Below are 12,675 nucleotides of genomic sequence, written 5' to 3' on the forward strand. Positions count from 1 at the left end.
ATCATGCCCAATTGGGCTGATGAACGCAGGTCTTTGTCAACAGATCTCGCCGATGGATAGCGATACCCGTTGGTCGCCAGGAACTTGTTAGGAGTACGACGCGCAGTGTCGCATACGAAGGATATCGTTGCAGCACCTCGCAGGACACGTATCGAGATCCGTCGCCGACCCCGGTGTCCTGCAAGGTTATGACGCCGGTCGGCAGCATCATAAGGAGTCACGACAATGCTCTTGAGCATCAACCCCGAGACCGGCGCTACAGACAAGCGGCGGACCCTGCGTCTGCAGTCGTTCGGGCTCGATGAGCGGCCGCTGTAGGGGATCCTCTTGCGCTCGCTGGACCGCCTCTTTCCCGATGACGAGCTGCTCCTGCTGATGCAGTCCCGCGCATGGCAGGAAGAGCCTGATCTGATGGCCATCGACCGCGAGGGCCGGCTCTTTATCTTCGAGCTGAAGGCGTGGGAATCGCAGGCATCGAACCTCCTGCAGGTGCTCCGTTACGGTCAGCTCTTCGGCAGCATGGGATACGCCGAGCTGGATGTCTGGTTCAAGACGTCCACCGATCCGTCCCGATCGCTCAAGAGGGCACATCGGGCGAAATTCGAGGTCGAGCTCCCGGAAGAGGCGTTCAACCGCAAGCAGGTCTTTGTCGTCGTGGCAAACGGTTAGGTTGATCGAGCCCGAGAGTCAGTCCGGTCGCAGCGCTCGAGCGGGTAGGCACGTAAGAACACACTTGAGGAGCAATCATCGATGAGTATGGAATTCCTAACGCTCGCCCAGCGCATCGCCGAAGCTGCCGCGGATGGCGGGTTGACAGTCGAACAAATCCGCGAAATCGCTCGCTCGCAATTCGGCGAGATCAACTGCTACCCCGGCGTGCCCGGCGACCGCTGCCATCAACTCGCGCTTTTCGTTGCCTTGCACGGTCAATTGCGCAAGGGCAAGGGTCATGAGAACTGCGCCCAAATTCTGGAAGAAATGATCCGTCACCTCCAGGGACGCTGTCCTGGAACGACCCGACACGCGGTGCTGATCCTCGATGCGTGGTGGCATGACCACTACGAAAAATGGCGCGCCAACATCGAGACCATCAAGCACGACGGCGTGCGCATCGAAGTCTATCTGATCGGCGCCGGCGGCTGGGTCGCACCGCTACCGGTGTGAAATACGAAGGATATCGTTGCAGCACCTCGCAGGACATGTAGCGAGATCCATCGGCGATCTCGGTGTCCTGCAAGGTCGCGACGGTGTTCGGCACCTTCATCAAGGAGTCACGACATGCTCTTGAGCATCAACCCCGAGACCGGCGAGACGGACAAGCGGCGGACCCTGCGTCTGCAGTCGTTCGGGCTCGACGAGCGGGCGCTGCAAGGGATCCTCTTTCGCTCGCTGGATCGTCTCTTTCCCGATGACGAGCTGCTCCTGCTGATGCAGTCCCGCGCATGGCAGGAAGAGCCTGATCTGATGGCCATCGACCGCGAGGGCCAGCTCTTTATCTTCGAGCTGAAGGCGTGGGAGTCGCAGGCATCGAACCTCCTGCAGGTGCTCCGTTACGGTCAGCGCTTCGGGAGCATGGGATACGCCGAGCTGGATGTCTGGTTCAAGACGTCCACCGATCCATCCCAATCGCTCAAGACGGCACATCGCGCCAAATTCGAGGTCGACCTTGCGGAAGATGCCTTCAACCGCAAGCAGGTCTTTGTCGTCATGACCAACGGCTTGGATTATCGAACCCGCGAGGCCGTCCGGTATTGGCGCGCGAGCGGGTTGGATGTCCGTCCATGGGTCTATCGTATCTATGCCGGTATCCCGGACGAGATGTTGCTCGAGATGTCGCCCTTCAGGGTTTGCGACAACCCTTACGAGGATATCGCCGAGGGCTACTACGTTCTCAACACGAATTTCAAGAACAGCCCCCGAGACCACGATGACATGCTGGCGAGCCGGAAAGCCGCGGCCTATTTCGATCCCTGGAAGTTCAAGATCGAGCGGTTGGCACGCGGCGACATGGTCTTTCTCTATCAATCCGGGGTCGGCATCGTCGCCGTCGGCGAGGCGGACGGGTCGCTGATCAAATCGCCCTACCAAGGTCGCGCGGAACATCCCGACGAGGAGTACGCGATGAGACTGCGCCGTTTTCGGACGGTCTCGCCGCCCTTGGCTGCGCAGGCGATCAAACAGATCACCGGCATCAACCACGTCTTCATGAGCACCCTGTTCGGCCTCGATGTCGACAGCGGCAAGGCCATTCTCAAGCACATCACGCAGCCGCTACCGCCGCAGATCACATCGGCGTAACGGTGTCGGGGGAGACCATCCCCGGACGACCCGGCACCTGATGCGACCGGCCGAGAATCGCGCCTCGACCCTGCCCAGATGGACGGAAACCATGCATCCGACAGACACGACCGAGGCGACCGAAAACACGAGCGAACCGCGTCTCGACTGGCACCTCCTCCAGATGCGCGACGCGAGCGATATTTGGTGCACCAAACGCGACACCACGCAGGTCGCCGCGGTCGAGGGCGGCTGGCTGTTCCGCTTTCGCCACTACGACGGCTCGCAGTCCGCCATGAGCACCCAGGCCCTGACCTTCGTGCCGGACCCGGAGCATCGGTGGTCGCCCGAGCAGACCAAGCCACACTGGGAGCGTCTGGGCAGCGCCGTCGCTATGGGCTACAACGACCGCACGGCCCGCATGACGGTGCCCGGCGGCTGGGTCTATCTGAGCGCGTTCGCCACGCGCGGCGGGAATCTGACCCTCGCGTTGGTGTTTGGGCCAACGGAGACGCTCTGAGTAGAGCATGCCGTCCCCGTAGCGAAAGCGCACTTCGGGGCTGCGCCGGATAGCTGCTTGAAACGCTGAAGGGGCCTTGCTGACCCTGACCGACCGTCCAAGTCCCGGCTCCCTCGTGACATTGCTCCCGCGGTGTCACGGCTCTCGCGGTCCTCCGCGCCAGAGGCCCCTTTCGGCTTGCATGATCAACGAGGCACGGAACGACATCAGGCGGATTCCGGCCCCCCGAGTAGCACCCACGCATCCGCCTGCTACACTGGACCCGTCGTTCTCGGCGAATGATCTGTCGGGCGTCAGGATCCAGCTCGACTGGACCCTGAGACGCCGGGGCGTTCGGAGAGGATCTTCGACAGGCTGCACCCATTGAAGCACGTTGAGGCGATCTGCGGGGCACGAGTACACCATGGTCCGTTGCGCACATCGCGGAATCCCGAGGCCCTAAAATTCGCCTCGTACCAAATCCAATGATGACCAAAGCAGGGAGAGCTAAACCATGACCGCATTCGACTCTATCGTCACCCCGATCGCATCAGTGATCAACTCCCTACCCACCGGCCGTTATGGGGAGGTCCTCTTCGAGAACTTGGCTTCCGACGATCTTCCGAACCCCGAATTCTTCCTCCATCCTGATCCGGATGTCCACGAAGGACCAGATGACCATCAGCGTCTGAGAGCCATGTCCGAAACCACACCTCTACTGGGGCTCTATGTGCCGATGCACAGTCCCGGGCAGTTGATTCTATTCAGCAACAATCTCCGCTGCTTCTACTGGTCGCTGATGCTGAATCATCGACATGGTCTGCCTTACCTGACGCCGCTCGATCTTCAGGGTGCACTGGATCTAGTGATCAGAAAGACCTACCAGCATGAGCTGTTCCATTTTCATTGCGACGTCCTGCGCCAACTTCTCGGTAGCCAGTACCGTCGCGATCACGAAGAAGCACTGGCTGTCGCGTGGTCACGGCAGCAAATCACCGGCCAGCGAGGCGTATGAAACAGCAAGATCGGCAGAATGAATGGAGTGCTCTATGCACGTTTACTCGACGCCGCATTTGCTTTCCGTTCGCCCGGCTATCGCGATTGGCCACAGTTCGCAGACGATAGTCGCTTTCGTCCCGCATTGATAAGCTACCTTGCCGATCCTAATGCACTATCACACCTCGAAGCGAATGGTATAAGCAATCTGCCTGACCTTCTGGTTGGTTTGGTGGGTCGCGTTTCCGGCGGGCTCGTTGAATCGGCGATCTAATGCTGACTCGGCGGCGATGGGTTGATCGGAGATACGTACGACGGACGAAGTTAGCATTATCGTGGCATTCAAGAGAATGCGTGAATAGGAGGCGATAGAATATGAGCGTAGCAAGACTGCTCGGGGATATCAACGCACGGTTCGAAACTAGAACAATGGCGACCAAGAACAGCGTCGGGATCCTTCTGCCGGATGTTTATCGCCGAGTTTCTACTCTTCAGGCGGCGAAGAAACTCGTCGAGGATCAATTGGCGCCGGATTTTTGCATCTTCGACTACATGAAAAACAATGAGAACGGCCTATCGCGCTGCCTGGCTGATCTCTTCGACCCATGTGGAAGACATGGCCAGCGGAGCCTGTTTCTGAGTACGTTCCTGAAGCAAACTGGTGTTGGTGATTGGATCGAAGTGTCGGGCTGCCCACTCGTCAAGACTGAGAAGACGACAAACAAGGGACGTCGAATCGATATTTTTATGGAATTCGATAACGGCGTCATTGGGATAGAGAACAAGCCATGGGCGGGAGATCAGGACCGCCAACTCTCGGATTATGCGGATTGGCTGGAGACGTTTCCTGGCAAGAACCACTGGACGCTGATCTTTCTCAGCAATAGGGGACCGGGCGAATCAAGCATCGCGGGAGATCGGGTTAATTCTCTGACCGAAGAGAAACACTTCTTTCAAATGAGTTACCGTGATCTAGCCGACCGGTTACAGGATAGCGCAGGAAAGACGAAAGCCCTGACAGTCCGGATCTTTGTTGAAGAACTGGCGAAATATTTACGAACTAGAGTCAATCAGGAGATTGATATGACTGAAGAATACGAAGTGAAGCAAAGCGTCCTGGCATCCAGCGAGAACCTTGCGGCAGCATTTCTAGTGGCAAATTCGTTCGAGAATATCAAGCGGGATCTACTTCAAAAGCTAGAGAAAGACCTCCGAGCAGCACTAAGTGAAAAAAGCTACCAACTGCGATACAACAAGGAGTTCTTCAATGGCAGAGGCTGGAACGGCATAGGCATTCTCTTCGATAGAGATCAGGATGTATGCCTTTCTTTTGAATTCGACGCCAACGGGTATCGAGAATTTGCCTGGGGAATCGTGAAAACAAAAGAGGAGATCAAAAAGCCTGAGACAACGACGCTTAAGATTAACGAGATCATGACAACGCTTTTTGGCCACCCCGGAGATCAAGACACGATCTACACATGGTGGCCTTGGTTTATTTATGCAAATGATATTGAATTCGACAAAGCGTTTCGTGCTTGGCAGAGCAATCCAAAGCCTTGGCAAGCCATGCTCGACGGTTCGTTGGCAAATACCATGGTTGCTATCGCTGTCAAAGTCCACGACGCTTTCAAAGACCGTATGGATCTTTTGTTGCCGATCACAACGATGTCGGTAGCCGCTGGGGCGCCCAGCCACTCGCAGGATGATGGCGCAAGTCCCAATCTCTCGGTTCAGGGCAACGTCGAGATGACCGGTTGAACGCTGCGACTCAACTCGCTTTCGCTCAACACCGCGGTTTAAGGGCCGGCAGCCAACAAGACGCGCTGCTGGTTGCCGGCGAGATTCATCAGGCGTCCAATCTGGCGGTCCGCCATCTTGCCTGCGATTCTGTAGACGGACTCTGCGCGGTCGCCGACGGCGTCGCGATCAGCCCCTACCCTCAGAGGGCAAGCCGCACCGTGCTCGAGGCCCTGTGCGGAATCGGCCCGCAGCATGACGATTTGCTGCAAGACGGTTGGATCGGTCCGCGGCTGATTCGCAGGCACGTCCATCCCGCGTTGTGTCGGGCGCTCGCCGGGGATCGACGCACCCGTGGTTCCGCGTGCACCTTGGCCATGCTGCAATGGCGCGCGGGGCGGTTCAGCGTGCTCAACGTCGGGGATTCGCGGGTGTATCGCATCGACCGGGAGGGTCGCTGGCAGCAGTTGTCGCGGGATCACACCTATTTTCAGTCCATGGTCGAGCGCGGGGAGATCGCCGCCGATCAGTACGTGGGTCAGCTGTATCAGGATCTGGAGCATATGCTCGGGGCCGACGAGGCCGAGGATGACTTTGCGATCCATTGGCGCCCGGGGGATTGGACGCCGGAAGAGACCTTTCTGATCTGCACGGACGGTCTGCACGACACGCTCGGGCAGGATGCGTTGGAAGCGCTGTTTCGCACCGAGCGCCCGCTGGATGCGCAGGCAGCGGTTTTTCTCGATGCGGTGTTGGAGGCGGGTGCGCCGGATAATGTGTCGCTGATTTTGGGGCGAATGGCGAACACGGGAACCGCTTGACGGTGCGCTGGGCGGCGTTGATGAGACCGTTCAGCGCGCGTCGAGGGCGGTCTTCGGGATTGGCGCGTGGGGGTCGACCTTGCTCGCTTTCAGGGCGGTTGAAGAAGACGACTGCAAGTCGTCGATCCCGGGGTTGTGTCGCTTCGCGACGATCGGCGGCATGGTTTCCGGCCTGCCGGAGGAACAAGGCCCCGGTGACCGAACATGATGGTCTGCACGTCGAGTCGCCGGACGGGAATCGTGACCGTTTCTCAATCCTCCATCCTGTCCCTGGCCTCGGGCGGGACATCGGGACTGGCCGCAAGCCAGACATCGAAGGCGGCGAGATCGCCCCTCGCTTGCCGCTCGCGAAAATAGGTCTCGGTCTTGAGCGCGGACACCTTTTCGGCAATCGCTGTGACGAGGAACTGGTTCATCGACACCTGTTCTTCCTCCGCCACCTGACGGGCATAGGCGAACAGTGATTCAGGCAGTCTCAGTGCATCGTTGGCCATTAGGAGTGTTCCTCAAGGCGGCGGAGAAAGGCGCCCGGCGTCGGAACCGTCAGCCGGAAGCGTTCCGCCACGCCGAAATCGGCTGTATTCAACATGACCAGGGCGTCGGCGCGACCGTTCAAGCTGCGCTGCACAGCCAAAGTGCATGTCGTGCAAGATGCGGTTTCACCTAATCCTCCACAACGGTCAAGCTGAGCACACGCTCGCCGTGGACTCGCGTCGGATCCGGAAAGGGAATCAGCAGCAGATCGGTGTTCGGAGGGAGCCGGTCGCTCAGCAGGGTGTTCAGGACATCCCATTCGTCGATCGTGAACTGCAGGTCGGTGTGGAGCCAGCCCAGGGCGCCGCGGCTGCGTGTCGACACCAGGTCGGCGCAGGCGTCGGCGATGGCGTCCGTGCACTCCTCGGGGTGCGTCCAGCGCACCGCCGTGGTCCGGGCGCGCGCTCCCGAGGCGAGGATGGTGTGCACATCGACCGGGTCGCAGCAGATCATCGCCGGTTGAAAGAAGGGCAGACCGGGCAGCATGGCCTCGATGAGCGCCGCCGTCTCCAGATCGCCGCAAGTCCTGCCGATCTCGATGACCGGGCCGTCCAGGGTCGCGCGCCAATCGGGATCGAGACCCTCGGCGGACGTGTCGAGGACGACCGCCGCGCGCAAATAGACCTCGGATGCGGCCAGGTGTCGGGTCCAGATCGGGGCATCGCGTCGCGCCCGATCATCCGAAGGGTCGATCAGCAGCAGGGCGCTGGCGCATCTGTCCAGACGCAGCGCCAGCGCTTCGGCCGCTTGATGACCTTGCGTCGATCCGGTGCGGTACAGAGCGCAATCCGCAGGGATCGCGATCCGCTCGGGAAGGCGATCAAGGATGCGTTCCGCCGCGGGACCCAGGGCGATCACCAAGGGGTGAAGGTGCGTGTCCCAGTCTTCGAGGAGGTCGCGCGCGGCGAGGCTTGGATCGGTGCCGACGGGGAGCGATGAGGCGAGACCGGGGGTCTGTTGCGCCCGAGCTGCCGCCGCGAGGAGGCTCGGCAGGCGGTCGAAGACCGGGGTCAGCGGTTGGACTGTCGCCGCACGGTCGACGGCCTCGGCAAGGGTCCATCGGCCGGACAGCCCGAGCGCGCCGGCGGCGCCCATCGCGTGGATGAAGGTTCTGCGTTTCATTGCGGGACGGGCCTCACGAGCACCTGAAGGGTTTGATCCCGGGGATGATCCGGGATTTTACGACAGGTCATGTCGCATCCCTGCGGCATTGTCCGACGTTTCGACACCACGACACAGGAGTGCATCCATGTCCTTCATCGCGAACCTCAGATGCGCGCTTCTCGGCGCGGTTCTGATACCGCTCGCCGCGCCGGCAGATTCGGCGTTGACGGTGCAGCCGATCGCCAAGTCCGGCAATTGTCCGAGCGGGTACAGCACCAGCGGCGCCTATTGCAAACCCGGCGCAAAGGCCCGTGCGGCGTTGGAGAAACGCGGATCTTGTCCGAGCGGCTATTCAACCAGCGGCACCTACTGTGTGGCGGGTACGCAGGCGCGGCCGGCGGTGCCCAAGATCGGCGCCGGGTGCCCGTCGGGCTGGTCGAGCAGCGGGGATTATTGCCTGCGCAATCGTTGAGCGGAGGATAAGGGGTTCGCGAAGCTGTCGCGAGCCGACACGCCCGAATGAAAACCAACGAACGCCAAAAATGGACGGCAGCTGCCCATGCGACCGCCTCCACCGCCACCTGGATTGGGAGGGCGCGCGGTTGATCCATCGCTCTATCCGCCTGGAGTAAATTGCAAAATGCCTAAGAATTTTGTCCGTCGTACTTACGACGCCTGGATCCGCGAGCACGCCCGGCGATTTCGGTATCCGCCCTGGATCGCGGAGTCCCGCAAGAACGGCTTTGAGCTGCGTTTCGTAGGGCTGGCGCCACAGTTGAGCTTCCAGATCCGTCAACGGTGGGGAAATGCCGAGCTCATGATTCACGATGAGCGCGGCGTCTACTGGGACATCATCGGCGACTTCGACGTCACCGAGGTGCGTACACCCGATGGTCTCTATCGTTGCAAGTGGTGCCAGGACGGTGCTTGTTATCCCTCGCGTGCCGCGCTGTGGGAGGCGCATGTCTTCGAGCCGTTGCTGGACTGGGTCAATCAACGAACTGCAGATCAATGGGTTTGCCTCTATGGCACCCCGTATCAGGACATCTGGGGCGCCCGCATTCTCAGCTGCGACGCGATCGCGGAAAGAAATTGTGTCGAGACCTTCCCGCTTGTGACGGGCATTGATGGCGACCGCGGCTAGAATGAACGCCCTGCGGATAAGGGGTCCGGCATAAGTGGTCGGGGCCCCTATCGCTACAATAAGGCCGCCGTGGGAAGGAGCGTTGGATTCAGGATGCCGGGAAAATGAAGTCTTGAAGGTTCAGACCCAGGAGGCATCGTCCTTCGGCAAGCGTCCGAAATCATCGATGACCCGTGCCTGGCAGGGCGGAGTGTCGGACCAGAGCCAGAGAACGAGGTTGCGTTCAGCAGGCGTCGTGCCAGGTGCGAAGCTTGGTACGAGCGCGCCATGGCAGCCGGCGGCGATCAATGTCTCGGCGAGCGACCAGCTCGGCGGCGTTCGGTCACGCGAAACCAGGTCCTCCCAAGCACAGGCAAGTGTGGCGTCATCGACTCCGCAGGCGGCGAGTACAGCCGGATCGGTGAGGTCGATGATCCGCTCGCAGCGCACGCGATAGCCGACCAGAGTCATCGGCTGCGCCTTGAACGGCAGTCCCTGCTGGGCCTCCATCCACGCGGTCTTGGGGTCGAGTGAGGTATAGAGAGCCGGGGTGCCTCGCGGGTTGAAGCGACCGCCATGGCGTGCCGCTCCGTCGCCGGAGGTCGGCGCGAAGGCCCAGCGGGGATTGTGGGCGCGATAGACCAAACCGACGAAGGGATGCGTCGGCGGCGCATCCCTCACGCGTAGCCGCCTTCCGCGATTCGCGACAGATAATCCTTGACGGCCTGTGCGCGGCCATCCTTGACCAGATCCTCGGCCGTTCTGTCTCCGAACGACGGAAGCGGCTGAGAACGAAACCAGGCGAACGCGCGACCGGGTGAGCCGGTCCAACTCGTGACCCGATTGATGATCTCCACGGTGTCGCGTAGCCGCGTCTGGGTCTGGCGTGCCTCGCGCCGATCACGCTTGGAGACCGCGTCACGGGATAATCCGGTCGCCTTGGCCAGCTCGGTCTTGGTGATGTGCAGCACTTCGGCTAGGCGATCCGTCGCAATCAGCCCTTGGTCCGTGATGACCTCGGAGAGCAGCTCGGCGAAAGCAGACATGGAGCGCCTCATTTATAGAACCTTTCGATAGTCAGATTATGAGGCGAACGGTCCGAGACACAAGAGCGATAAGGGGCCGAGCCCTTATCTGGAGCATACGCTCACCGCCGCCGAGGCCGTCGAGGCTTCTTGATCCATTGGCGGCCGGGGGCGACTGGACGCAGGAAAGGACCTTTCTGATCTTCACGGACGGTCTGCACGACACGCTGGGGCAAGAGGCGTTGGAAGCGCTTTTTCGCACCGAGCGCCCGCTGGTCGAATCTCGGCGGCATTTTCCGACGTTTCGACACGACGACACAGGAGTGCATCCATGTCCTTCATCGCGACCCTCAGATACGCGCTCCTCGGCGCGGTGCTGATCCCGCTCGCCGCGTCGGCAGATTCGGCGTTGCCGGTGCAGCCGATCGCCAAGTCGGGCAATTGTCCGAGCGGGTACAGCACCAGCGGCGCCTATTGCAAACCCGGCGCAAAGGCCCGTGCGGCGTTGGAGAAACGCGGATCTTGCCCGAGCGGCTATTCAACGAGCGGCGCCTACTGTCTGGCGGGCACGCAGGCGCGGCCGGCGGTGCCGAAGATCGGCGCCGGGTGCCCGTCGGGCTGGTCGAGCAGCGGGGATTATTGTCTGCGGAATCGTTGAGCGAGTGCCCGGCCTACTCAAGACCGCGCGCCCCACGCCGCCGTTTTGCGGTTCCGCCCTCCGACCGCCGATGGCAGGGTCGTCACCGAGGAGAACATTGAGCGTCTGCCCGAGCAGAAGAGATTTGATGCGCGCTGGAACCTGGCAATCGGACAAGCAAGCCTTGGTGCACGACTAAGTCCACCAGAGATCGCGATGAGTCAAACCGTCAACGTTCATGAAGCCAAGACCCACTTCTCGAAGCTGCTGGAACAGGCCCATCAGGGCGAGGAGATCATCGTCGCGAAAGCCGGCAAACCCTACGCCCGCCTGATGCCGTTGGCTGATGCGTCCAAGTCTCGCCGGCCAGGAAGGCTCGCCGGGCGAGTGGGAGACGCCTTCTTCGATCAGCTGCCGGACGAGGAGCTGGATGCCTGGAACCACAGCGGGGACGCGACCTGATGCGCTTGCTGTTGGATACGCACGCCCTGCTGTGGTGGTTTACCGACGACCCGCGCTTGTCCGCCCGAGCACGCGCGGTCATTGCAGACACCGGCAACAGCATCCACGCCAGCGCGGGCGGTGCCTGGGAGATCGCCACCAAGCAGAGCATCGGCAAGCCCGACGAGGTGCCGGAGGCGGCGAAGCGCTATGGCGAGCTGATCGACGCGGACGGGTTTAAACATCTGCCTGTGACCCATCTGCATGCGCTGCGGGCCGGCGGCTGGCACGTGGACCATCGCGACCCATTTGACCGGATGCTCGCCGCGCAAAGCACCTTGGAGCGCATGCCACTCGTGACAAGGGACCCGGCATTCGAACGGTTCGGGATCCAGACGCTATGGTGAGACTGCGATGGAAGGACGAAACCGACCCTGCGACCCGACCGGCATCCGAGCCCAGCGCCCCTCGACCTCGCAAAAGCAATTTTCCAACCCCCACAACGCCACGATACCGGCTAGTCCAACAAAAGGTTCAGATCGTCGCTCGCTGCGCTCGGACGATCTAACCTTATTCGTTAGGGCAGCAGTTTGTGTTCTTGCGCATACCGGCGCAATGCGCGGTTTACGGCTTCGGCACTTGGAAAGAGCTTATTGAGCTCCGGGTCTATTGTTACGACATTGGTGCCTTCGCGATACCGTTTTGCATACTTCCCGCGAGCACCGGACTTGATGAGCTCGGCAGGGTACTCCGGCCGCATCTCTTGATCATCATTGTTCATAGGCTTTACGCTCTGTAGTCGTCATGCGCCGCGCAGAGATGATTCGAATAAGCTCCGCACGTTCGGTGAAAGAGACCACCAAGTACTCGCCTCCCTGCGATCTACCAAACAAAAGGAAGCGCTCTTCCACTTGCGAATGGTCTGGATCGGAGACAGCAGACGAGAGCTCGTCCCCGAATGCTTCCGTTGCCTCCCGGAATGTGACGCCATGTTTCTTGCTGTTTGCTCGCGCTTTCGATTCGTCCCATTCAAAGTCCATGGTCATTTGGTGCCTGCTGCCCTAACGTTATGCATCCCGCGACCGGAACCGCGTATGCTGTGCCCGACGGCTCGCTGTAAGCTACGCGGGTGTGTAGGCTCGCGGGTAATTCAAGTCTTAGGCAATTCTTCTTTCTTGGTTTTCGGAATATCGTGGTTTGTCCGTGGTTTTAGTGCATCCCATTACACACAACTTTAAGTGTACAGGCTAAGATATCGCTTTTGGACGATCTCCGGGGGCGTCGATGGGCTGGGCAGAAGCGGAATTTCAAGGACTTGATCTGGGCGATACGCGCCGCGAGCGGCGTGCCGTGCAGTTGATCGAGCGCTTGGCGGAGCGCCCGACGGCGAGCATCCCCGAGGCCTGCCGGGGTTGGGGCGAGACGCAGGCGGCGTATCGGTTTCTCGGCTCCGAGGCGTACGACTGGATGGACATCCT

General features: G+C 60.6%; 19 protein-coding genes. 13 read left to right on the forward strand and 6 right to left on the reverse strand.

Going from position 1 to position 12,675, the window contains the following annotated elements:
• Window positions 1–327 precede the first annotated feature (327 nt).
• The 7 genes from B4N44_RS16120 (at window position 328) to B4N44_RS16150 (ending at window position 6,333) form a co-directional block, all read left to right on the forward strand.
• The gene (locus tag B4N44_RS16120) at window positions 328–669 is read left to right on the forward strand and encodes a hypothetical protein (RefSeq protein WP_093036472.1); all 342 of its coding nucleotides are present in this window, start codon (window positions 328–330) and stop codon (window positions 667–669) included.
• Window positions 670–750: 81 nt separating this feature from the next.
• A complete protein-coding gene (locus tag B4N44_RS16125; RefSeq protein ID WP_139191973.1) occupies window positions 751–1,164 on the forward strand; it encodes a hypothetical protein in 414 nt (137 codons plus the stop codon).
• 114 nt (window positions 1,165–1,278) lie between these two features.
• A complete protein-coding gene (locus B4N44_RS16130) occupies window positions 1,279–2,298 on the forward strand; it encodes a hypothetical protein (RefSeq protein ID WP_093036478.1) in 1,020 nt (339 codons plus the stop codon).
• A 91-nt stretch (window positions 2,299–2,389) separates the two neighbouring features.
• Window positions 2,390–2,797 carry a hypothetical protein gene (locus B4N44_RS16135; protein WP_139191974.1) on the forward strand — a complete coding sequence of 136 codons (408 nt, stop codon included), beginning with the start codon at window positions 2,390–2,392 and terminating at the stop codon, window positions 2,795–2,797.
• Window positions 2,798–3,290: 493 nt separating this feature from the next.
• Entirely contained in the window at window positions 3,291–3,791 is a 501-nt protein-coding gene (locus tag B4N44_RS16140; RefSeq protein ID WP_296702942.1) for a hypothetical protein, read from the forward strand.
• 356 nt (window positions 3,792–4,147) lie between these two features.
• A complete protein-coding gene (locus B4N44_RS16145; RefSeq protein WP_093036487.1) occupies window positions 4,148–5,533 on the forward strand; it encodes a PD-(D/E)XK nuclease family protein in 1,386 nt (461 codons plus the stop codon).
• A complete protein-coding gene (locus tag B4N44_RS16150; RefSeq protein WP_093036490.1) occupies window positions 5,530–6,333 on the forward strand; it encodes a PP2C family protein-serine/threonine phosphatase in 804 nt (267 codons plus the stop codon). The genes B4N44_RS16145 and B4N44_RS16150 overlap by 4 nt, the downstream gene beginning before the upstream one ends.
• A 251-nt stretch (window positions 6,334–6,584) precedes the next feature.
• On the opposite strand, the gene B4N44_RS16155 is transcribed toward B4N44_RS16150, so the two are convergent.
• Both B4N44_RS16155 and B4N44_RS16160 read right to left on the reverse strand, forming a co-directional pair.
• Window positions 6,585–6,827, reverse strand: a complete 243-nt coding sequence (locus B4N44_RS16155; RefSeq protein WP_093036493.1) for a hypothetical protein — start codon at window positions 6,825–6,827, stop codon at window positions 6,585–6,587.
• A 169-nt stretch (window positions 6,828–6,996) separates the two neighbouring features.
• A complete protein-coding gene (locus tag B4N44_RS16160) occupies window positions 6,997–7,989 on the reverse strand; it encodes a hypothetical protein (protein WP_093036496.1) in 993 nt (330 codons plus the stop codon).
• A 127-nt stretch (window positions 7,990–8,116) separates the two neighbouring features.
• Here B4N44_RS16160 and B4N44_RS16165 point away from each other — a divergent pair, with 127 nt between their 5' ends.
• Together B4N44_RS16165 and B4N44_RS16170 are read left to right on the forward strand one after the other, a co-directional pair.
• Complete coding sequence (locus B4N44_RS16165; protein WP_093036499.1) at window positions 8,117–8,443, forward strand: hypothetical protein; 327 nt, start codon at window positions 8,117–8,119, stop codon at window positions 8,441–8,443.
• Window positions 8,444–8,611: 168 nt separating this feature from the next.
• Complete coding sequence (locus tag B4N44_RS16170) at window positions 8,612–9,115, forward strand: hypothetical protein (protein WP_093036502.1); 504 nt, start codon at window positions 8,612–8,614, stop codon at window positions 9,113–9,115.
• A gap of 120 nt (window positions 9,116–9,235) precedes the next feature.
• On the opposite strand, the gene B4N44_RS16175 is transcribed toward B4N44_RS16170, so the two are convergent.
• Both B4N44_RS16175 and B4N44_RS16180 read right to left on the reverse strand, forming a co-directional pair.
• The gene (locus B4N44_RS16175) at window positions 9,236–9,775 is read right to left on the reverse strand and encodes an RES family NAD+ phosphorylase (RefSeq protein ID WP_245731958.1); all 540 of its coding nucleotides are present in this window, start codon (window positions 9,773–9,775) and stop codon (window positions 9,236–9,238) included.
• Window positions 9,772–10,140, reverse strand: a complete 369-nt coding sequence (locus tag B4N44_RS16180) for an antitoxin Xre/MbcA/ParS toxin-binding domain-containing protein (RefSeq protein ID WP_093036505.1) — start codon at window positions 10,138–10,140, stop codon at window positions 9,772–9,774. Before B4N44_RS16180 ends, B4N44_RS16175 begins: the two co-directional genes overlap by 4 nt.
• A gap of 310 nt (window positions 10,141–10,450) precedes the next feature.
• Between B4N44_RS16180 and B4N44_RS16185 the strand changes: the two genes are divergently transcribed.
• The 3 genes from B4N44_RS16185 (at window position 10,451) to B4N44_RS16195 (ending at window position 11,604) form a co-directional block, all read left to right on the forward strand.
• Complete coding sequence (locus B4N44_RS16185; RefSeq protein ID WP_296702948.1) at window positions 10,451–10,777, forward strand: hypothetical protein; 327 nt, start codon at window positions 10,451–10,453, stop codon at window positions 10,775–10,777.
• A 195-nt stretch (window positions 10,778–10,972) separates the two neighbouring features.
• Entirely contained in the window at window positions 10,973–11,218 is a 246-nt protein-coding gene (locus B4N44_RS16190) for a type II toxin-antitoxin system Phd/YefM family antitoxin (RefSeq protein ID WP_093036511.1), read from the forward strand.
• Window positions 11,218–11,604, forward strand: a complete 387-nt coding sequence (locus B4N44_RS16195; protein ID WP_093036514.1) for a type II toxin-antitoxin system VapC family toxin — start codon at window positions 11,218–11,220, stop codon at window positions 11,602–11,604. Before B4N44_RS16190 ends, B4N44_RS16195 begins: the two co-directional genes overlap by 1 nt.
• Before the next feature lie 170 nt (window positions 11,605–11,774).
• On the opposite strand, the gene B4N44_RS16200 is transcribed toward B4N44_RS16195, so the two are convergent.
• Both B4N44_RS16200 and B4N44_RS16205 read right to left on the reverse strand, forming a co-directional pair.
• Complete coding sequence (locus B4N44_RS16200; RefSeq protein WP_093036517.1) at window positions 11,775–11,978, reverse strand: hypothetical protein; 204 nt, start codon at window positions 11,976–11,978, stop codon at window positions 11,775–11,777.
• A complete protein-coding gene (locus B4N44_RS16205; protein WP_245731959.1) occupies window positions 11,968–12,243 on the reverse strand; it encodes a BrnT family toxin in 276 nt (91 codons plus the stop codon). Before B4N44_RS16205 ends, B4N44_RS16200 begins: the two co-directional genes overlap by 11 nt.
• 238 nt (window positions 12,244–12,481) lie before the next feature.
• Here B4N44_RS16205 and B4N44_RS16210 point away from each other — a divergent pair.
• A partial coding sequence (locus tag B4N44_RS16210) for an IS4/Tn5 family transposase DNA-binding protein (RefSeq protein ID WP_296702956.1) occupies window positions 12,482–12,675 on the forward strand: 194 nt, incomplete at its 3' end.

Source organism: Thiocapsa sp. UBA6158 (assembly GCF_002423035.1).
Lineage (GTDB): Bacteria > Pseudomonadota > Gammaproteobacteria > Chromatiales > Chromatiaceae > Thiocapsa.

Bases quoted from the DNA above. Each gene is read 5' to 3' on its own strand.
- B4N44_RS16125 (WP_139191973.1), top strand. From the start codon at position 751: ATGAGTATGGAATTCCTAACGCTCGCCCAGCGCATCGCCGAAGCTGCC.
- B4N44_RS16130 (WP_093036478.1), top strand. From the start codon at position 1,279: ATGCTCTTGAGCATCAACCCCGAGACCGGCGAGACGGACAAGCGGCGG.
- B4N44_RS16135 (WP_139191974.1), top strand. From the start codon at position 2,390: ATGCATCCGACAGACACGACCGAGGCGACCGAAAACACGAGCGAACCG.
- B4N44_RS16140 (WP_296702942.1), top strand. From the start codon at position 3,291: ATGACCGCATTCGACTCTATCGTCACCCCGATCGCATCAGTGATCAAC.
- B4N44_RS16145 (WP_093036487.1), top strand. From the start codon at position 4,148: ATGAGCGTAGCAAGACTGCTCGGGGATATCAACGCACGGTTCGAAACT.
- B4N44_RS16155 (WP_093036493.1), bottom strand. From the start codon at position 6,827: ATGGCCAACGATGCACTGAGACTGCCTGAATCACTGTTCGCCTATGCC.
- B4N44_RS16160 (WP_093036496.1), bottom strand. From the start codon at position 7,989: ATGAAACGCAGAACCTTCATCCACGCGATGGGCGCCGCCGGCGCGCTC.
- B4N44_RS16165 (WP_093036499.1), top strand. From the start codon at position 8,117: ATGTCCTTCATCGCGAACCTCAGATGCGCGCTTCTCGGCGCGGTTCTG.
- B4N44_RS16170 (WP_093036502.1), top strand. From the start codon at position 8,612: ATGCCTAAGAATTTTGTCCGTCGTACTTACGACGCCTGGATCCGCGAG.
- B4N44_RS16180 (WP_093036505.1), bottom strand. From the start codon at position 10,140: ATGTCTGCTTTCGCCGAGCTGCTCTCCGAGGTCATCACGGACCAAGGG.
- B4N44_RS16185 (WP_296702948.1), top strand. From the start codon at position 10,451: ATGTCCTTCATCGCGACCCTCAGATACGCGCTCCTCGGCGCGGTGCTG.
- B4N44_RS16190 (WP_093036511.1), top strand. From the start codon at position 10,973: ATGAGTCAAACCGTCAACGTTCATGAAGCCAAGACCCACTTCTCGAAG.
- B4N44_RS16195 (WP_093036514.1), top strand. From the start codon at position 11,218: ATGCGCTTGCTGTTGGATACGCACGCCCTGCTGTGGTGGTTTACCGAC.
- B4N44_RS16200 (WP_093036517.1), bottom strand. From the start codon at position 11,978: ATGAACAATGATGATCAAGAGATGCGGCCGGAGTACCCTGCCGAGCTC.
- B4N44_RS16205 (WP_245731959.1), bottom strand. From the start codon at position 12,243: ATGACCATGGACTTTGAATGGGACGAATCGAAAGCGCGAGCAAACAGC.